This is a genomic window from Acinetobacter gandensis (assembly GCF_001678755.1).
Taxonomy (GTDB): Bacteria; Pseudomonadota; Gammaproteobacteria; order Pseudomonadales; family Moraxellaceae; genus Acinetobacter; species Acinetobacter gandensis.
In genome coordinates, this window is sequence record NZ_LZDS01000029.1 from 1 (window position 1) to 18,598 (window position 18,598).

Here is an 18,598-nt window from a genome sequence, read left to right on the forward strand (position 1 = left end):
TTAATTTCTCAAATAAACTTCGAGTAATTTCTACCATCAATCAATGAAAATAATTTCGACTGATCAACTAGTAAAAATCCACACAAGTTGTTCTTCATAATCTCTTAATGATCTTCTTACTGATTCGTCACCAGCAAGTAAAACCAAACACTCAACAATTTAGCACTTCGTGCGTTTGCTTGTCTGCGTTGGTATGCAGCGTATTCTATAGAGTTTAAAAACAAACACAAGCCCCTATTGTAGAAACTTCCACAATATTAGTCACAAGTGATCATATTTTAAACTAAAAGCATTTTTCTGCTTAGTATTCATTCAATATAAGCCGTTTTTTAGTTTTATTAAAGTGCTTACTTAAGCCAATTTTGAATTTATTAACACTATATAAAGATAAAGCCCATCCAAAGATGAGCTTATAATTTTATAAGGCAAAGAAATAAAACCTGAGCTTCATTGGATCCTTTTCTAATTAGGCTTTAATCTTAATTGGACTGTTCAGCCAACCAACTCATAAATTTCTGGCGTTCAACTTTGGTCGCCTTTTGCCATAACTGAATTAATTGTTGATCTGAAGCACTCACAACAGACTGTGCTTTTTGAGCTGGCACAATTACTGATGTATTTTGTGTATATACTGGCGCTGGCTGATTTGCAGGTGCAGCCGTTTTTTTGGTTAGATCAAGATTATTTCGAAAAATTGTATTTGAGAAAATTGCTTTCTGCTCTTGTTTTGCTCCTTGTTGCTCAACCAAAAGTTGATTCGCTTTATTGTATAAACCAAAAATTGGCTGATCTTTATAGTTTTGCGCTTTATCAAAGTCTTTAGGTGCATCTATTAAAGCCAATCGATATTCTTGACCATCAACCAGAACCGGTGTGCGTATTGAAGCAACTCCAGATTTTAAAATATCGTGTGAATTGTCTGGATGTTGAAAAAACTCGGTATAACGAACACTAATGACATTTTCGCCAGCGTTTAAAGTGTATTTTTCTGCCGAACGGAATAAACCACCACTTATCTCTTGATCATTAACAGCCACAATCTTAATTTCTTCTGGAACTGTTAATGTTACTGCAGCAAAACCTACACTACTCATCAATAATGTCGCAGCAGCAACTGTAAAGCGTAAAGTCATGGTTATCACTCATATTCAAATTTTAAAGTTGGTTTGCACTATGCTATGCATATATGACAATGGTATGACATCAATTTATTACTCTACGCTTAGCTTCAATCCATAATTCAGATATCTTTTTTTATTTTATACATATAAAAAAAAGGGCGAAATACGCCCTTTTAATATTCTGAATGCCTTTAAGTCACAAAACTTAATTAAATATTTTAAAGCGCTCAGCATCATCTATGAAGGTTTTCTCACCCGCTGGGGCTTCAATAGAACCAAATACAAGTTGCGCACGTAATTTCCAATTCTCAGGCACTGAAAATGCTGCCGCTACTTCTTCATCTACAATTGGGTTGTAATGCTGCAAAGATGCACCAATATTTTTTTCCGCCAATGCCGTCCATGTGGCAAATTGAGCAATAGCCGTCGAATGTTCTGACCAAACTGGAAAATTGTCGGCATATAACGCAAATTGCTCTTGAAGTGCTTTCACAACTGCTTGATCTTCATAAAACAGAGCTGTACCAAAACCAGCTGCAAAACTATTGATTTTGCCATTAGTACCTTCAAAAGCATCAGCAGGTACAATTTTTCTCAAGGTTTCGCGGACAATATTCCAAAATTGTTGATGTGAATCACCAAATAAGATAACCACACGAGATGTCTGTGAGTTAAATGATGATGGGCTTAAACGCACAGCATCTTTAATCGTCTGTTCAATTTCAGCTTGTGACAAAGTTACATTATTACCAATCGAATAAATGGTACGACGTTGTTCAATTTGGTTAAGGAATGACATAGAAAGCCTCTTTTTATTTTCAGATCATATAAATGGATTGAAATAATCTTAATTGAAGTTTTTAACAATTACATGACTGTATTTACAACATTGTGTTTTATTTCTAGAACAATGATTTTTAACTTTGTAATATTGTTTTATCTTAAAAAATACAGCGACAGCACAGACACCGCTGTATTTACACTATCTTCACATATTCATCATAGGTTAATTTTAAAAAGTTCAATTCAATTAAGTGTAAATTCGAAAGCGTTCTTGATCTTCAGGCTCTTCTCGCTCAGGTGCATTTCCTTCTACAGAACCGAAAACCAATTGTGCACGGAGCAACCAATGTTCATTAATCCCTAAAAAGTTTGCAATGGCTTGATCAATGTGTGGATTATAGTGTTGTAATGATGCCCCCATTCCCGCATCCGCAATGGACGTCCAAACAGCAAACTGCGCCATCCCTGATGTTTGTTCAGACCATACTGGGAAATCTTCGGCACTAAACGGTACTTTTTTCTGTAATTGCTGAATTACTTGTTGATCCTCATAAAATAATACCGTGCCAAAAGCATCAGCGCATTGATCAACTTTTAAGGCAGCCCCTTCAAAAATATGTGCAGCCACATTTTTACGCTGTACCTCTTTAACAATATCCCAAAATTGTTGATGTGAATCACCAAACAACACAACGATACGGGTACTTTGCGAGTTATATGCAGACGGACAACAACGAACAGATTCCTGAATTAATCCAGCAATATAAGCTTGGCTAAAATGAACTTTTTTGCCTAAATCATAAATACTTCGTCGTTTCTTTAAGTGCTCTACAAAAGAAACTGGTGTATCCATTTCGATATTTTTCTTTTTTAATTTAAAGTCTTTCGTGATATCCGCAGTCAATACATGACCAATTTTATCGAGCAACGCCACACCTACACCCCAAATTTAAAATTATTCAAATGAAATAAATCCATGTTTATTTTAAGGGTTTCTATGCCTATATTTTGATTTATAAAATTATTTACTGTTCCTTTTTAAATCAATCAACCACGCAAAAAACAACAAACTCCGCATTTAACGGAGTTTGTGTGAATTGTCACGCATTTCACTTATCGGTTTCAAATAGCGCAGCAACAAAAGATTTGGCAGAGAATGGGCGTAAATCATCAATTTTTTCACCCACACCAATAAAGCGAATTGGCACATGTGTACGGCTGGCAATATTAAATAAAACACCGCCTTTTGCTGTACCGTCCAACTTGGTAATGGTCAAACCTGTTAGTCCAACTGCTTCATCAAACATTTCAACTTGATTAATTGCATTTTGACCTGTACCTGCATCAACCACCAACATCACTTCATGTGGCGCTGTTGCATCAATTTTCTGCATCACACGTTTAACTTTGGTCAATTCTTGCATCAAGTGCCCTTTGTTATGCAAGCGACCAGCGGTGTCTGCAATCAGCACATCAACACCTTTGGCACGTGCACTCTCGAATGCATCGAAAATCACAGATGCTGAATCTGCACCATGACCCTGTGCGACAACGGGGATATTGTTACGTTCACCCCAAATTTGAAGTTGTTCTGTTGCTGCTGCACGGAAGGTATCACCTGCCGCCAGCATAACCTTCTTACCTTCACCTTGTAAGCGTTTTGCCAATTTGCCAATAGTGGTTGTTTTACCAACCCCATTCACACCCACAACTAAAATCACATACGGATTTTTGTTTGTATCGATATGCAAAGGTTTTACGCGTGGTGCAAGCAAAGCAACCAATTCTTCTTGTAAAGCTTTATACAATGAGTGCGAATAAATTAAATCACCACGCTCAGTACGCTCCGTCAAATTTGCAATAATGGTTTTTGTTGCTTCTACACCAATGTCAGCGACCAGAAGTTGTTCTTCCACTTCTTCCAAAAGCTCATCGTCAATTTCCTTACCACCAATCAGGATATTGACCATACCATCGGCTAAGTTTTTACGAGACTTTGATAAGCCTTCTTTCATGCGGCTAAAGAAACCACCTTTAGATGGTGCTTCAGTCTCACTCACTTCAGGTACAATTTGTTCCTGTGCTTTTGCTGTTTCGATAATCGGCACATTTACCGCAGGTAAACTCGGTAACGTGACATCGTCATCACCGATATCAGCATCAATCAAAAATTTATTCTGCCCATTAGATTGCTGTTGCATGCCGAATCCTTGAAAAGCACTGCGTTAAAAAAATGAGATTCTAACATAACTTATCTTAATTTGAGCCTTTCCTGTGCTATGAGCCACACACACACCAAAAAACAACACGTTTCAGTTGCTTTCAAAGCACGCTTAGGCAAAATATCAGTATATAAAATAGATTTTACCGGATAGATTTGTGTCCTCTAAAAAAACGATTTCTCCTCGTCTTTTCAATTATTTAATTCGCTCTCTTCTTCATATTGGCCTAGCTGCAAGCAGCATTTTGGCAAGCAGTTATTTATATGCTGATACACGTAGCCAACTTACGCGAACAACGTTTGAAACCACACTTAAAAATGGTTTAAAAGTCATCATTCGTGAGGATCATCGCGCGCCCATGGTCATGACGCATATTTGGTACAAAGTTGGGAGTAGCGATGAATCCGGCAATCTGCTCGGTATATCTCATGCCTTAGAGCATATGATGTTCAAAGGAACGACCAAGGTTCCGAATGATGAATTCACACGTTTAAGCCGAATTTACGGTGGCAGTATTAATGCCGCAACATTTACCAATTACACCAATTATTATCAACTCTATCCTAAGGCTTATTTTCCAATGGCTTTGGAATTAGAAGCCGATCGTATGAGTAATCTACGCTTACAACAGCAAGACTTTGACCCAGAAATTAAAGTTGTGATGGAGGAACGTCGTCAGCGTACCGATGACAATCCTCGGTCATTAGCATTCGAACGCTTTAAATGGATTTCATACCCCACCAGTCATTATCGCCAACCTGTGATTGGCCATATGAAGAATCTACAAAACATCAAATTAACAGACTTAAAGCAATGGTACAAAGAATGGTATACACCCAATAATGCGATTTTAGTCATTGTTGGAGATGTGGATGCAGAATCTGCGATTCGACAAGTCCAAAAGTATTTTGGAGACATCCCATCACGTAAAACGCCTGAACGGAATGATGTTTTAGAATTTGAGCGTATTGGTTATCGCCATATGGAACTTAAACTTCCTGTACAAGTACCAAATCTTTACATGTCTTGGAATGTACATTCACTTGCTACAGCAAAAAATCCGCAAGATGCGTATGCGTTAAACATCATTCGAAATGTCTTAGACAGTGGTATTTCATCACGCCTACAAGACAAGTTGGTACGTCAGCGTAAAATATTAACCGCGGTCAGCGCCTCTTATGATCCTTATAATCGTGGCGATAGCCTATTTAGCATCTCTGCACTACCCGCAGATGGCATCAAAATGGAACAGGCGCAAAAAGCCATTCAGGATGAAATTGATTTACTTAAAGCAGAATTAGTCAAAAGCCCTGAAGTAGAACGTATTACAACACGATTTATTTCCAATTTAATCTATAGCCAAGACGATATTAGTGGTCAGGCAAAAATGATCGGTAATTTGGAAGTCAATGGATTAAGTTTTCGCTTGATGGATGAACTTCCAAAATATTATGAAAACGTGAGTGCTCAAGACATTCAACGCGTTGCCAATGCTTATTTTGTACGGGAGAACTTAAGTACCATGTATCTCTTGCCTGAACAAGAAAACAATCAAATAAGCACCATTAACCCAGCCCCTGCTGACAAAAATGAAAAAGTTGAAGCAACGCCAAGTGTGCCACAAAATGCTCAATCTATCGAAACAGATAATGCGATTTAAGGAATAAACATGTCTACATTGAAAATTTTATGCCTGAGCGTGTTATCCATTACGAGCGGTCTGGTTTTTGCGGAAAGTTATACTGAAAATATACCTGATATTAATGACAATCCGAGTCAACTACAGTCCATTCCAATGCTGCAAAGTCTGCGAAACGTGCAGTTAGAGAAAGAATATCGTGCACCTCATGTGCAGGAACTAAAAAACCGAAATGGTGTTCGCACACTTTTTGTAGAATCACAAGATTTACCAATGGTCGATATTCAGCTTACTTTCAATGCAGGTGCCGCACGTGATGAAGAAGTTGGAAAAGGTTTATTTGGTACAGCGAATATGGCCGCTCGCCTGATGGATGAAGGCACGGAAAAATATAATGCTGCAGAAATAGCATCGGTATTTGATCAATCTGGTGCCCAGATGAGCATACAAGCACACCGAGACATGTTTGTGATGCGACTACGGGTTTTATCCGACCCTAAAAAACTTGAGCCTGCACTCGGCATGATGATGGAGATACTCAAAAATGCAACATTTAAAAATTCCAGTATTAGCTTAGCCTTAAGCAATAACCAAGCAGGTCAAAAGCAACTACAAGAAAGCCCAAGCCGACTCATGGGTATTCGCTTTAATCGTGAACTATATGGCACGCATCCTTATGCAGAGCCAATTACAGGAACAAATGGTAGTATCAAAAAAATCACACCGGAAATTCTAAAAACGTTTCGCGATAAATTTCTCGTTGCACAAAATATGAATATTGCGATTACAGGCAAATTGAGCACTAAAGAAGCCCAAAATCTTGCCGAACGACTTTCAGGTAACTTAAAACAAGGTGAAAAAGCAAAACCGTTAGCAACCCCAGTTGAAAAGAATGGTTTTAACATCGTTTATATGCCATTTAATTCGACACAAGCCAATGTGATGTTTGGGCACTTAGGCACTATTCGTAATAATCCAGATCGTTTAGCCTTAGAAGTTGCCAATCGAATGTTTGGTGGTGGTGGTTTTAACTCCATACTAATGCAAGAACTTCGTATAAAGCGCGGCTATACCTATGGAGCTTATAGTTCTTTTAGCTTTAGCCAATCCCCTGGAACATTTAGTTTTAGTTATGGCACACGTCAGGATCAACTCGTTGATAGCATCAAAGTAGCACACAAAGCCTATGTCGACTTTGTAAAAAAACCGATTGATGCAAAACAGCTTGAAGAAACAAAAGCAGGGATGCTTCGGGCTTTCCCCAACAATTACAGCAGTAACTCAACTATTAACGCTCAACTAGGGCTACTCGGTTTTTATGATCAACCAACGGATTACTTATCCCAATATCCAAAGCTTTTGGAAAAAATAACAGTAAATGATGTACAACAAGCTGTGCAAAAATATATGCATCCAGAAGATATGACAGTAATTGTTGTCAGTCAGCAACTGGACAAAGAACAACTGAAACACATTTTACAAGAGAATTTAGGAACAACACCTGAGCCTAAGCAATTACCCTCTAATGTTGCTCCTCTGCCAATGCCGGCAACTGATGTGCCCGCACAGACTCCATCTGATAAGCGTGCATCAATTTAAGATAAGCAGCCATTCGTATTTTATCTTGCTGTTTTAATAACACAGCCATTTCTTGAGTTTCAGGATAGCTTTGCTGAACAGCAAGACTTGATACGTTTTGATACTGTTGCACGGAAATAGGACGGCATAATGCAATTACAGCGAGAATCAAAATAATCGCAATCATCATTGAAACGAAAATATTATAGACTTGCTCAAGCTGTATTTTAGATTTGAATTGAATAATTTTTTCTAAATCAATAGTCATACACTACCTCAGGTTAAAAGTAGTGTATGGCTGACGTTAAATAAGTTCAAGTAATCCTGCTTAATTCATAAGCAATTCAAAATGGTGCCATGTGACTAAATCGTATCTTTTAATGAATAATGGTACGAATCACAGCAAAATAAAGGATTAATGCAATAATAGCCAACACAATAATGACGGCAAAAATACTCATCCCACCTTCTGCATGTGCAGGATGCAAATCATCATCATCAGCTATTTTTAATAGTTCTCCGTTATAAGCATTGTAAAATTCTAAGCGTTGATTCTTATCTAAATCACGCGTGAAATCATAAACCCGTTTACGCTGTGCTAAACCAAAATCCCCTAAATGTATTTCTTGATGAAAAATTGCATCATCTAAGTTGCGTCGATGTTGATGCGCCAACTCCACAATTTGAGACATTGTAGGAGGATAATCTAAAGTCAAACCGTCTAAAATTCTACTCATGTCCTTCTCCTTATTATCTACAACTTCTTATGTTAGTATTTTAATCAATTAAGCAAATGTTCATTGTTTAATCATGTAAACTATACCAACAAGTAAAATATTTGCAGTAATAGTTGACAATTCAAGCTAATTGTAATATTAGTTTAATAATACTTAGTTATATTAGTTAAAAGGGCTAAAGAATGGGCCCTTGAATGATCATAATTAGAATAAGGAGTTTAATATGATTCAACAATTCTCTCAGCATGAACTTGAACACGTTTATGCAACAGCAGTAAATACAATCCAATCTCAAATGAACTTCAGCGATGCAGTACATGAATTGGAACAAGCAGCTCGCGCTGGCCATGGTAAAGCAGCAATGTTTTTAGCTGAACTTTATTACCAAGGTTTCCGTGTAGAGCGTGACTCACTTAAAGCGCAATATTGGCAAAACATGGCCACATTGCAAGCATAATCAAACGTCACCCAGGTGGCGTTTTTTTCACCCTTTACTTTTTGACTTAGCTATTTATATACATAAATTCTTACAATCAAGTTCAAGACATACACAGTAATTTCATTTGAATTTTCTACAATAGGAGCAACATCAACAACACGCTGCATATGATGTCTAAATTAAAGCAATATAAACCGATTCAAAAAGATATATTTTTTAAAATTAATATTTTAAAAACCATGATGTACTGTGGTGTTTTATGGGGACTTTATCACCAACAAGGCTGGGCGATGACCAGCGATCAAGATGATATTATCTTCCCCTTTTGGTTAAATGGTATTCAGGCACATAAATATGCCAAGAAGAATTGGCCAAACTACACACCACGACGTATTACTCCACGTGATTTTGAAGTCGCGCTATTACCAACACTCACAAGGCTCAAAGTCACACCTGCCTTATATAGTTCAAATAACATCAAATTAAAACTTACGACTATGCAAATGCGCCATTTCTTTTTTTCAACGCCAAATATGCGTACTGTTTAATTCAAATTGACTAACAAAATAACTGATGCAGACACTGAAAAGTGTTTGCATTTTCTAAATTTCACGCTAATTTAAATTAAACAAAAAATACTATAAGGGACAAAATATATGACTACTGTTGCACAAGTTTTGAAAGACAAAGCCTACAAAGAAATTTACACAATTACACCGGATGCAACCGTACTCGAAGCGATCTCACTTATGGCTGAGAAAAGCATTGGTGCGCTTGTCGTTACTCATGAAGGCAATGTGGTTGGAATTCTCTCAGAGCGTGACTACACGCGAAAAATTGCCCTCATGGAAAGAACCTCTTTTGATACCACAGTAAGTGAAATTATGACCGGTAGCGTGATTACCGTGACTACAGCAGCAACGGTTGAAGAGTGCCTTGAATTGATGACAGATCGCCACTTGAGACATTTACCTGTAGTTGAAGATAAACAGCTGAGTGGTCTTATTTCGATTGGTGATTTAGTCAAAGCTGCGATGGATGATCAACGTAAATTGATTGAACAACTTCAACAATACATTTCAGGCTAAATTAATTTCCCCTTTATCAAATAGTTAAAGGGGGAGAATTAATCAATATCATTGCATAATTTTAAGCACCCAATAAACGTAATGACAATAAAATTACAAAGCAATTACTCAATACTAAATTCAGCTTCAGATAACTTAAATCAAATTGATTGCATAATTTCAAAACTTGAATCATTAATGGTATCAATGAAACATGATCCTTTACTCAGTTCACATAGACGTACCATTAACCTTGAGCTTGCGGCAGCAGTCACAGAACTATTAGATAGCAAAGCTGTTATCTATACCTTACATCCTGAACTTATTCCAATTTCATCAGTCTTTGACCACAGTTTTTATAAAAGCTATGTCAAAAAAAATATCCCAGTTAAAAACTGGGATATTGATGATCAAGTTCAGAAAATTTATACATCTTCAAACAAGGATGCACAACTTAGTCTTTTTTAATTGAGCGATTAGTTAAGACCTAATTTTGCAGCTACATAATCAGCATCTTTATCACCACGACCTGACACATTGACTACGATTTTTATGTCTCTAGTCAGTTTTGGTGCTTCACGTAATGCCCACGCAACTGCATGAGAACTTTCAAGTGCAGGGACAATACCTTCCACACGAGACAAAGTCATAAACGCATCCAAGCATTCTTGGTCAGTCGCTGTAGTATATTCAACACGACCTAAATCTTTAAGCAAACTATGCTGTGGACCAACACCTGGGTAATCTAGACCGGATGCAATTGAATGCACTGGTAACGGTTGACCTTGTTCATCTTCAAGTACATAACACGCCATACCATGAATTTGACTTGGCTTACCTAAAGTTAAGGTTGCAGAATGCATATCTGTATCCAAACCATGACCCGCAGGCTCTACACCTACCAATTTCACATCTGCTTCATTTAAAAATGCGCTGAATGCACCGACTGCATTTGAACCACCACCAACACATGCAACGACATAATCTGGATTAGAGCCAAAGCGGTCATTCGACTGAACTTTAATTTCTTCACCAATAATTGCTTGAAAGTCACGCACCATTTTAGGAAACGGATGTGGGCCAACCACAGAACCAATCGCATAAATGAAATTTTTCGGATCTTTTAAATATTCTTCAAACGCACTATCCACAGCATCTTTTAATGTTGCGGTACCACGTGTAACCGAAATCAGGTTGGCACCTAAAATCTTCATTTTCACCACATTAGGGTGTTCTTTTTCAATATCAACCTGTCCCATGTGAATTTCACATGGAATACCTACAAGTGCACATGCTGTAGCCAATGCAACACCATGCTGCCCTGCACCCGTTTCAGCAATCACTTTGGTTTTCCCCATGTATTTTGCTAAAAGTGCTTCACCTAAACAGTGATTAATTTTATGTGCACCCGTATGATTTAAATCTTCACGTTTAAGATAAATCTGTGCGCCACCTAATTTATCTGATAGACGCTTTGCATAGAACAATGGACTTGGACGGCCAACATAGTGTGCAAATAATTCTTTTAATTCATTTTGGAATTCTTCTGTATGACGGATCTGTTCATAAGCAACATTAATGTCGTCCATTGCCTGCTTTAAATCAGGTGGAATAAATTGACCACCGTATTCACCAAAGAAACCTTCTTCGTTGGGTAAAGCAATGCCATTAATTTGATGATCCATCGTATTTCCTTCGCTCTAAGAAATTAGGTATAAAAAAGACTGCTCCGATACTAACGAATTTTGACTTTATACAACAAGTCAAAACACATCTTCTCACTTAAAGCAGTCTATTATTTCTACAGCCTACCGCATTAAAATGATTTACCGCGCTAAATATTTTGTCATATCTTCTACACCCTTAAGGGTCATCGGATACATATGATCTTCAAATATTTGCTTAATCGCACCAATCGTTTGGGTATAGTGCCAATAGTTATCTTCTTCAGGATTTAACCAAGCTGTTTTATCAAAGTGATTACGTAAACGCTGTAACCAAACTTGTCCTGCCTCGTCATTCATATATTCAACTGAGCCGCCCGCAGAATTTAACTCATACGGTGCCATACTGGCGTCACCTACCACAATCACCCGATAATCCCGTCCATAGGTATTAAACAAATCCCACGTATTCATACGTGAACTTGAACGACGGATATTATCTTTCCATACATAATCATATAGACAGTTATGAAAGTAAAAATATTCTAAAGTTTTAAATTCAGTTTTGGCTGCACTAAATAGCTTCTCACACTGTGCAATATGTGCATCCATAGATCCACCAACATCAAACAACATCAAAACTTTGATGCGGTTACGACGTTCTGGCACCAATTGAACATCCAAAATACCTTGTTTGGCTGTTTCACGAATAGTGCCGTCAATATCCAATTCTTCTGCTGCACCTTGACGCGCAAATTTACGCAATCGACGTAATGCCATTTGCATTTGTCGACTACCCAAAATTTGATCGTCATCCAAATTGCGATATTGGCGTTGTTCCCAAACCTTAACGGCAGAACGCTTACGCCCAGGCCCACCAATGCGCACACCTTCAGGATGATCACCATAAGCACCAAAGGGCGATGTCCCTCCCGTGCCTATCATCTTGTTTCCACCCTGATGTTTTTTATGTTGCTCACGCAAACGTTCTTCAAGCATTTTCATGAGTTCTTCTAACGAACCCGCTTTCTTTAATTCTTCGCGTTGTTCAGGAGTTAAATGCTTTTCAATAAGCTCTAGATCAAACCAGTCTTTTGGCAGCTTATGAACCTGATTCAGCAATTCATCTAAATCAAACGTTGCAATGCCATCAAAATAATCTTTCATCGCTCGGTCAAACTTATCAAAGAAGCGCTCATCTTTTACCATGATGGTTTTTGCAAGCTGATAAAATTCGTCTTGATTCGCAAAAACAAGCCCTGCTGCAACCGCTTCATTAAGATCAATGAGTTCTCGTGTCGATACTGGCACGCCATATTTTCTGAGGGTATAAAACAGTCGCACAAACATAGGCGAGTAAAATCCAATAAAATTAAGTTTTCGGAAGGCCAAGCCAGTTTAATTGCATGAGATATTTTTATGCGTTATGCAACTGAGCTAACCTCTATACTGCACACATTATGAAAAATTGCACCTAGCAAGTAAAGCGAAAAGCTTTCACTGCCTATTCATATCATTCGAGCTGACATTATTGAGATTTTGAGTTTCTAGAGGTAAATGACAAGGAAAAGCTGTACCGATTAAAGTTTGCTGAAGCGCAACGAATTTATGGTTGATGTCGGCATGCTCCTGTTTCAGCTTTTGCACATCCACTTCCCGCGTAAAACCCATTTCTCGGCGGTATTGCTGATATTCTTTAAAATTCGTTAGTATAAAATCATAAAATTGCAGCTCATAATACTTCGAGATACATTGCTTAGATTGGATCGCCTGTTGAACTATTTCATTCTCAGCTTGCCCCATTAGCTTTTCTTCTAATTGTTTTTCGGCCACTTGTGCCCAATAGCCATCTTTTATCAATTGATCATGTGTTTGTTGAAATGTTTCCGCATCCATTGCTGAAATTTGTACAGAAATGCAGCTTAAATTTATTATCAGCGCCATTGTAAACAGCACATGAAATTTCATCTTTGAAAACTTAAACATAAAATACAGACCTGTAGCCTTAATACATACAAAAGAAAAGCCGGACAAACCGGCTTTAAATTTCAAATATGCAACTTAGCGACGTGACATAAATGCTAAACGTTCAAGCAATTGCACATCTTGCTCGTTTTTAATCAACGCACCATACAACGGTGGAATTGATTTTGATTTATCAGTGTTACGTAAAATATCTTCTGGCATATCATCTGCCATCAATAAACTTAACCAATCAATCAACTCAGACGTTGAAGGTGGTTTTTTCAGGCCTGGAATTTGGCGTAACTTAAAGAACACTTGTAATGCTTCAGATACCAATGTGTTTGAAATATTATCAAAATGTACATCGATGATTTCACGCATGGTCGCTTCATCAGGGAATTCAATATAATGAAAGAAACAACGACGTAAAAAAGCATCTGGTAATTCTTTTTCATTATTCGAAGTAATAATCACAATTGGACGCTGTGCCGCTGTGATTGTTTCGCCAGTTTCATAGACATAGAACGACATTTTGTCGAGCTCATGCAATAAGTCGTTAGGAAACTCAATGTCTGCTTTATCAATTTCATCAATCAATAAGACACAGCGTTCTTCGCTAGTAAACGCTTCCCAAAGCTTACCCGGCTTAATATAGTTTTTAATATCATAAACACGGTCGTCACCAAGTTGGCTATCACGTAAACGTGAAACAGCATCATACTCATACAGACCTTGCTGTGCTTTCGTGGTTGATTTGATATGCCATGTAATCAGTTTAAGGCCCAAGCTTTCAGCTACTTGTTCAGCCAACAGGGTCTTACCCGTGCCAGGCTCACCTTTAACAAGGAGCGGCTTTTGAAGTGAACGAGCAGCTTTTACAGCCAGTTTTAAGCTATCTGTAGCGATGTATTGCGCTGTACCAGTAAATTGTTGCATTTCAACAGACATGACATAACCTTATTTTTTTATTTAAAGCGGTGAAGTTTTCTTTTTTACAACCTGTGTAGGCTTTGTAGCAGCATATCGTGACCAGAAATAACCAATCACCAAGCCAATACCAACCACAAACATAATCAGAGATAAATTTGACCAAACTAATGGCTGATCTTTCGTCAACACACCAAAAATCAAACCAAAAATAGCCGGTGCAATTGAAGCATTGGTTCCAGCAGAAACAGTTGGTGTTAATAAAATAGCAAATACCAATAACCAACCTATTGCACCAAATGGCTTAGGTACGCGCTTCATGAGCCCATACCAACACAACAATGCAATCAACGCTCCCCCAAGGTATACCGTGATTGCAATGCTGCTTTCAGGAATTGAGTCCAATACAGTTACTACACCATTCATTTCACAACTCCTGAATTATTGTTATGCACCACGCAAGCCTTCTGGAGCTACTGCGTTTGGATCGATTAAACCTTCAGGCGGCACTTGAATAAAGAAGCCTTTGGTTTCAATTGAGTCCATAACATGCAACACATTAACACGTGCAAGTTTACGAGACTCAGTCAACTCTAAATCCATAACAAATGTCGCACGGCCAAAAGCCTTACGTAACGCTTCAGACAATACATCTAACGGATCGGCAGCTTCAGCTTCGTTTTCTTTCACTTCAGGGCGAGCAACGTAAAGATACATTTCATCTTTTTTGCTCGATTTGTAGATAGAACAGAACATAATTGAATCAATACTCATAAATCGCAAGGCAAAGGATACATCAAAAAAAAGACTGATACATTAGTGTTTATTAACGCATCAGTCGTGAATTTGTATAAGTGATAGTTCTTTAATCAATCTACCCTATTCCATCACCTTCATTTGACGTGATAGATACGTTTCATCTGCATGTAATACCTCTATTAAAGGCTTAGTTAACAAATCATAACGCCAGCCCAATAAATAGTTTGGCAAATCTTGTTCATCATTGTGAAAGACCACGTGTTGATACAAAGCATTTAGCCATTTTTTACGCATCAGCACTTCTTTCGGAACAGTGGTTTCATGCACAGCCTGCTGAATCACTTCATCTACACGAGCACCGATATCCTGCGAAGAGTGACGAATAGGACGTGCCATACGTAATGGCCATTCTGCTTGCTCAGGCAAGAACTTCAATAAATCCAAAATAGTCTTGCCATGTTCGCGCACGATATTGGCACGAATGTCTTTAATTGAACTCAACTGAAAATTATTACGCGGATTCTTTTCGACCATATCAATAATAGTTGAATTTTTTAAAATAAAACTACGCGGCTGATTTAACGCCTTCACCATTTGCTCACGCCATACCGCTAAATGCTGAATTTGCATAAGCTGACGACGCGAATGGCGATAATTACCAATATCATGATAAAGCTGATGGATTGGTGTTTCTGTACCAATTTCATGCGTTAAATTTTTACAGTCTTCAAGTACACAAGTTAATAAACTTTTTTCAGCCAAATCTTTTTGGATATTTTGACTCAAATTCATTAAATAATGCACATCATTCGCTGCATACATCATTTGTTCAGGTGTTAGTGGTCGAGCTAACCAATCAGAGCGTGTTTGATCTTTATCAATATCAACATTGAGCATGGTTTTAAGCGCATTTTGATAACTCACTTGCAAACCATGTCCTAGGAATGACATTCCAACTTGAGTATCAAATACATTTTGCAAAGACTTGTTCTGTGCATAATGATAGATCAAATCAATATCTTCACTGCATGCGTGAAAAATATTTTGCTGTGCGTTAAACAATTTGTCCCAAAACTGAGTCAAATCAAGGGTTGTACCATCAAGTAAATACACCTGATTTTGCACATTGATTTGAAAAAGTCCCAGTTTTGGCCACAAGGTATCAACTTTAATAAACTCGGTATCGAGTCCATAAATTGAGTTCTGGTTCATCAGATTTAGAACTGTATCTAAGTCCGTTTGCTTTTGAATAAATTGATACATAAATTGCTGAGTCTAATATTAGATGCTCTTTGAGCTTATCTTAACCGATATATAATATTTTTCTATAAGGGTTGATTAAATTTTGAGTATTTATTTCCGTTATATCGGTTTTTTATAAAATAATTCGTTTTTCTGTTATCGTTATAAACTATAACCAATTAAATAATTTAAGAAAAGCGAAACGAATTTCGCTCTACCTTTATTTCATTCTCATGCGGTTGTGTACAGCCTGACTGAGTGTATGGCTATCAACATATTCTAACTCACCGCCTTGTGGTACACCTTGCGCAATACGTGTCATTTGCACTGGTAAATGCTTGGTTGCTTCAACAAGATAATGTGCTGTTGCCTGACCTTCTACCGTGGCATTTGTCGCCAAAATGACTTCCTGAACCTTTCCATCACTTAAACGATGTACCAAGTGTGGAATACCAATTTCATCTGGCCCAATACCATCGAGTGGTGATAGATGCCCGCCAAGGACATGATATTTCCCTCTAAAGCTTCCACTTTGTTCAATTGCCATGACATCTGCTGGTGACTCAACTACACATAATAATTGCTCATCTCGCTCTGTAGATAAACAAATATTACATACTTCATCTTCAGTCAACGAATGACAGATTGAACACTCATGAATATAGTTCGTAGCTTCAGTCAATGCATGCGCTAGACCAATTGCCCCCTCTCTATTTTTCATGATTAAGTGGAGTGCCATACGCTGAGCCGATTTCGGCCCAACGCTTGGCAAAATCCGCAATGCCTGTACAAGTTGATCAAAACGATCACTAAACATTGGGATATTTCCTTAGAATAGACCAGCTAGACCTGGTGGTAGACCCATACCTGAATTTGCAGATTTCATTTTTTCTTCTGCCACCGCTTCAGCTTGACGAGAAGCATCATTCATTGCTGCTGCAATTAAGTCTTCAATCATATCAGCATCATCTTGAAGTAATTCAGGGTTGATTTCGATACGTTTAACGACATGACGTGCAGTCATCGTTACTTTCACCAGGCCACCACCTGCTTCAGCATGAACTTCGACTTGTGCAAGCTGTTCCTTGGCTTTTTTAATGTTGCTTTCAGCTTCTTTTTGCATGCGCTGAGCTTGCTGCATGAGCATATTAATGTTCATAAAAATCTCCGAACAAAACTGACTAATTGAGTTTAGATAAGATCTAAACCGCGTGAAATATCGCGAATAATATCATTAATATCTTCCAAACCAACAGATACGCGAATTAAACCTTCGCTAATACCTGCAACTTTCTTCACTTCTGCTGACATACGACCATGTGATGTCGTTGCTGGGTGTGTAATGGTTGATTTCACATCGCCCAAGTTACTTGTAATTGAAAGGAATTTAGTATTATCAATTACAGTCCAAGCACCTTCACGCTCACCTTTTACAACAAATGATACGACACCGCCGAAACCTTTTTGTTGCTTTTTCGCCAAAGCATGACCTTCATGATTTGGAAGACCTGCATAATATACTTTTTCAACTTTTGGATGTGCATCCAACCATTCAGCCAAAACTTGTGCACTTTCGCAATGTGCTTTCATACGTAGACTGAGTGTTTCTAAGCCTTTTAAGAAGATCCATGCATTAAATGGACTCATAGAATTACCAAGTGTACGAATTACACCAGTAATTTCTTCCATTAATTTTGCACTCCCCACGACCGCACCACCTAAAGCACGACCTTGACCATCAATATATTTGGTTGATGAGTAAATCACGAGATCTGCACCAAATTTAATTGGCTGTTGTAATACAGGTGTACAGAACGTGTTATCTACTGCAAAAAAAGCACCATGTGCATGTGCAATATCAGCAATCGCTTGTAGGTCGCCTACTTGCGCTAATGGATTTGATGGTGTTTCAATAAATAAAAGGCGCGTATTCGGTTTGATTGCTTGTTTCCAAGCATCTAAATCTTCTAAATCTACAAATGTAACGTCTACACCAAATTTGATGACATATTTTTCAAATAGAGAAATGATTGAACCAAAGACTGCACGTGAACAAACAACATGGTCACCAGACTTTAAATAGGCCAAAGTAATCGCATGTACACCTGCCATACCCGAACTTGTGGCAACGGCTGCCTCAGCACCATCTAAAACAGCTAAACGTTTTTCAAACGCTTGAACAGTCGGGTTGGTATAGCGTGAATAAGTATTGCCTTCAATTTGACCTGAAAATTTTGCGGCTGCGTCTGCGGCGCTTTCACAAACAAAAGATGAAGTCAGGAAAATTGGCTCACTATGCTCACCCTCAAAAGTACGAGTATGACCTGTACGAATCGCAAGCGTTTCTAATTGATATTCGATGTCGTCTTGTTGGCTCATCTGCATTACTCAGTCTCTGGGACTGCCTTTTGTGAAGAATTGCCAATATTTTGAGCGTCTAAGCTATTTAAGGTCA

21 protein-coding genes and 1 pseudogene are annotated in these 18,598 nt (G+C 38.0%); 6 read left to right on the forward strand and 16 right to left on the reverse strand.

The genetic code is table 11. The features are described 5' to 3' along the window. Positions 1-479: 479 nt before the first annotated feature. The 4 genes from A9J31_RS13550 to ftsY all read right to left on the reverse strand — a co-directional run bounded on the left by A9J31_RS13550 (position 480) and on the right by ftsY (position 4,105). Positions 480-1,133: a DUF2057 domain-containing protein gene (locus A9J31_RS13550; RefSeq protein ID WP_067767043.1), complete on the reverse strand. Its 654-nt coding sequence runs from the start codon at positions 1,131-1,133 to the stop codon at positions 480-482. Between the two features lie 193 nt (positions 1,134-1,326). Continuing rightward, complete coding sequence (locus A9J31_RS13555; RefSeq protein WP_067767046.1) at positions 1,327-1,920, reverse strand: nitroreductase family protein; 594 nt, start codon at positions 1,918-1,920, stop codon at positions 1,327-1,329. A 231-nt stretch (positions 1,921-2,151) separates the two neighbouring features. Next, positions 2,152-2,838, reverse strand: coding sequence for a nitroreductase family protein (locus A9J31_RS13560; RefSeq protein ID WP_067767050.1), 687 nt, complete (start codon positions 2,836-2,838; stop codon positions 2,152-2,154). 175 nt (positions 2,839-3,013) lie between these two features. After that, the gene (ftsY, locus tag A9J31_RS13565) at positions 3,014-4,105 is read right to left on the reverse strand and encodes a signal recognition particle-docking protein FtsY (protein WP_067767053.1); all 1,092 of its coding nucleotides are present in this window, start codon (positions 4,103-4,105) and stop codon (positions 3,014-3,016) included. A gap of 241 nt (positions 4,106-4,346) precedes the next feature. Here ftsY and A9J31_RS13570 point away from each other — a divergent pair. Further along, positions 4,347-5,681: pseudogene (locus tag A9J31_RS13570) on the forward strand (M16 family metallopeptidase); the annotation flags it as partial. Between the two features lie 114 nt (positions 5,682-5,795). Continuing rightward, positions 5,796-7,364, forward strand: coding sequence for an insulinase family protein (locus A9J31_RS13575; RefSeq protein ID WP_067767056.1), 1,569 nt, complete (start codon positions 5,796-5,798; stop codon positions 7,362-7,364). Here the strand turns inward: A9J31_RS13575 and A9J31_RS15500 are convergent. Both A9J31_RS15500 and A9J31_RS13580 read right to left on the reverse strand, forming a co-directional pair. Then, on the reverse strand, positions 7,288-7,611 hold the full coding sequence (locus A9J31_RS15500) for a hypothetical protein (protein ID WP_081410338.1): 324 nt from the start codon (positions 7,609-7,611) through the stop codon (positions 7,288-7,290). The two genes, A9J31_RS13575 and A9J31_RS15500, sit on opposite strands and share 77 nt — an antisense overlap. A 109-nt stretch (positions 7,612-7,720) precedes the next feature. Next, positions 7,721-8,080 carry a hypothetical protein gene (locus A9J31_RS13580; protein ID WP_067767059.1) on the reverse strand — a complete coding sequence of 120 codons (360 nt, stop codon included), beginning with the start codon at positions 8,078-8,080 and terminating at the stop codon, positions 7,721-7,723. A 223-nt stretch (positions 8,081-8,303) separates the two neighbouring features. Here A9J31_RS13580 and A9J31_RS13585 point away from each other — a divergent pair, with 223 nt between their 5' ends. The 4 genes from A9J31_RS13585 (at position 8,304) to A9J31_RS13600 (ending at position 10,054) form a co-directional block, all read left to right on the forward strand. Further along, a complete protein-coding gene (locus tag A9J31_RS13585; RefSeq protein ID WP_067767062.1) occupies positions 8,304-8,537 on the forward strand; it encodes an SEL1-like repeat protein in 234 nt (77 codons plus the stop codon). Positions 8,538-8,689: 152 nt separating this feature from the next. Further along, positions 8,690-9,067 (forward strand): DUF2750 domain-containing protein, encoded by a 378-nt coding sequence (locus A9J31_RS13590; RefSeq protein WP_067767591.1) that lies wholly within the window; start codon positions 8,690-8,692, stop codon positions 9,065-9,067. Between the two features lie 108 nt (positions 9,068-9,175). Continuing rightward, the gene (locus tag A9J31_RS13595; RefSeq protein ID WP_067767065.1) at positions 9,176-9,607 is read left to right on the forward strand and encodes a CBS domain-containing protein; all 432 of its coding nucleotides are present in this window, start codon (positions 9,176-9,178) and stop codon (positions 9,605-9,607) included. A gap of 177 nt (positions 9,608-9,784) precedes the next feature. Then, positions 9,785-10,054 (forward strand): hypothetical protein, encoded by a 270-nt coding sequence (locus tag A9J31_RS13600; RefSeq protein WP_067767068.1) that lies wholly within the window; start codon positions 9,785-9,787, stop codon positions 10,052-10,054. An 8-nt stretch (positions 10,055-10,062) separates the two neighbouring features. Here A9J31_RS13600 and trpB read toward each other — a convergent pair whose 3' ends face one another. The 10 genes from trpB to A9J31_RS13650 all read right to left on the reverse strand — a co-directional run bounded on the left by trpB (position 10,063) and on the right by A9J31_RS13650 (position 18,522). Continuing rightward, a complete protein-coding gene (trpB, locus tag A9J31_RS13605; protein ID WP_067767071.1) occupies positions 10,063-11,271 on the reverse strand; it encodes a tryptophan synthase subunit beta in 1,209 nt (402 codons plus the stop codon). 141 nt (positions 11,272-11,412) lie between these two features. Beyond that, positions 11,413-12,600, reverse strand: a complete 1,188-nt coding sequence (locus A9J31_RS13610; protein WP_067767073.1) for a vWA domain-containing protein — start codon at positions 12,598-12,600, stop codon at positions 11,413-11,415. A 147-nt stretch (positions 12,601-12,747) separates the two neighbouring features. Continuing rightward, on the reverse strand, positions 12,748-13,302 hold the full coding sequence (locus tag A9J31_RS13615) for a hypothetical protein (RefSeq protein ID WP_150922981.1): 555 nt from the start codon (positions 13,300-13,302) through the stop codon (positions 12,748-12,750). 9 nt (positions 13,303-13,311) lie between these two features. Then, positions 13,312-14,163 (reverse strand): AAA family ATPase, encoded by an 852-nt coding sequence (locus A9J31_RS13620; RefSeq protein ID WP_067767077.1) that lies wholly within the window; start codon positions 14,161-14,163, stop codon positions 13,312-13,314. A gap of 21 nt (positions 14,164-14,184) precedes the next feature. Beyond that, the gene (locus A9J31_RS13625; RefSeq protein ID WP_067767080.1) at positions 14,185-14,568 is read right to left on the reverse strand and encodes a hypothetical protein; all 384 of its coding nucleotides are present in this window, start codon (positions 14,566-14,568) and stop codon (positions 14,185-14,187) included. Positions 14,569-14,589: 21 nt separating this feature from the next. Further along, the gene (locus tag A9J31_RS13630) at positions 14,590-14,898 is read right to left on the reverse strand and encodes a YcgL domain-containing protein (protein ID WP_067767594.1); all 309 of its coding nucleotides are present in this window, start codon (positions 14,896-14,898) and stop codon (positions 14,590-14,592) included. Between the two features lie 123 nt (positions 14,899-15,021). Further along, positions 15,022-16,164 (reverse strand): ribonuclease D, encoded by a 1,143-nt coding sequence (locus A9J31_RS13635; protein WP_067767083.1) that lies wholly within the window; start codon positions 16,162-16,164, stop codon positions 15,022-15,024. 199 nt (positions 16,165-16,363) lie between these two features. Further along, positions 16,364-16,960, reverse strand: coding sequence for a recombination mediator RecR (gene recR, locus A9J31_RS13640; RefSeq protein ID WP_067767086.1), 597 nt, complete (start codon positions 16,958-16,960; stop codon positions 16,364-16,366). Between the two features lie 12 nt (positions 16,961-16,972). Beyond that, positions 16,973-17,302 carry a YbaB/EbfC family nucleoid-associated protein gene (locus tag A9J31_RS13645; protein ID WP_067767089.1) on the reverse strand — a complete coding sequence of 110 codons (330 nt, stop codon included), beginning with the start codon at positions 17,300-17,302 and terminating at the stop codon, positions 16,973-16,975. 32 nt (positions 17,303-17,334) lie between these two features. Continuing rightward, the gene (locus A9J31_RS13650; protein WP_067767092.1) at positions 17,335-18,522 is read right to left on the reverse strand and encodes an O-succinylhomoserine sulfhydrylase; all 1,188 of its coding nucleotides are present in this window, start codon (positions 18,520-18,522) and stop codon (positions 17,335-17,337) included. Between the last annotated feature and the right edge of the window lie 76 nt (positions 18,523-18,598).

Coding starts and splice junctions, on each gene's coding strand:
- A9J31_RS13550 (WP_067767043.1), bottom strand. CDS start 1,133: ATGACTTTACGCTTTACAGTTGCTGCTGCGACATTATTGATGAGTAGT.
- A9J31_RS13555 (WP_067767046.1), bottom strand. CDS start 1,920: ATGTCATTCCTTAACCAAATTGAACAACGTCGTACCATTTATTCGATT.
- ftsY (WP_067767053.1), bottom strand. CDS start 4,105: ATGCAACAGCAATCTAATGGGCAGAATAAATTTTTGATTGATGCTGAT.
- A9J31_RS13575 (WP_067767056.1), top strand. CDS start 5,796: ATGTCTACATTGAAAATTTTATGCCTGAGCGTGTTATCCATTACGAGC.
- A9J31_RS15500 (WP_081410338.1), bottom strand. CDS start 7,611: ATGACTATTGATTTAGAAAAAATTATTCAATTCAAATCTAAAATACAG.
- A9J31_RS13580 (WP_067767059.1), bottom strand. CDS start 8,080: ATGAGTAGAATTTTAGACGGTTTGACTTTAGATTATCCTCCTACAATG.
- A9J31_RS13585 (WP_067767062.1), top strand. CDS start 8,304: ATGATTCAACAATTCTCTCAGCATGAACTTGAACACGTTTATGCAACA.
- A9J31_RS13590 (WP_067767591.1), top strand. CDS start 8,690: ATGTCTAAATTAAAGCAATATAAACCGATTCAAAAAGATATATTTTTT.
- A9J31_RS13595 (WP_067767065.1), top strand. CDS start 9,176: ATGACTACTGTTGCACAAGTTTTGAAAGACAAAGCCTACAAAGAAATT.
- A9J31_RS13600 (WP_067767068.1), top strand. CDS start 9,785: ATGGTATCAATGAAACATGATCCTTTACTCAGTTCACATAGACGTACC.
- trpB (WP_067767071.1), bottom strand. CDS start 11,271: ATGGATCATCAAATTAATGGCATTGCTTTACCCAACGAAGAAGGTTTC.
- A9J31_RS13610 (WP_067767073.1), bottom strand. CDS start 12,600: ATGTTTGTGCGACTGTTTTATACCCTCAGAAAATATGGCGTGCCAGTA.
- A9J31_RS13620 (WP_067767077.1), bottom strand. CDS start 14,163: ATGTCTGTTGAAATGCAACAATTTACTGGTACAGCGCAATACATCGCT.
- A9J31_RS13625 (WP_067767080.1), bottom strand. CDS start 14,568: ATGAATGGTGTAGTAACTGTATTGGACTCAATTCCTGAAAGCAGCATT.
- A9J31_RS13630 (WP_067767594.1), bottom strand. CDS start 14,898: ATGTTCTGTTCTATCTACAAATCGAGCAAAAAAGATGAAATGTATCTT.
- A9J31_RS13635 (WP_067767083.1), bottom strand. CDS start 16,164: ATGTATCAATTTATTCAAAAGCAAACGGACTTAGATACAGTTCTAAAT.
- recR (WP_067767086.1), bottom strand. CDS start 16,960: ATGTTTAGTGATCGTTTTGATCAACTTGTACAGGCATTGCGGATTTTG.
- A9J31_RS13645 (WP_067767089.1), bottom strand. CDS start 17,302: ATGAACATTAATATGCTCATGCAGCAAGCTCAGCGCATGCAAAAAGAA.
- A9J31_RS13650 (WP_067767092.1), bottom strand. CDS start 18,522: ATGAGCCAACAAGACGACATCGAATATCAATTAGAAACGCTTGCGATT.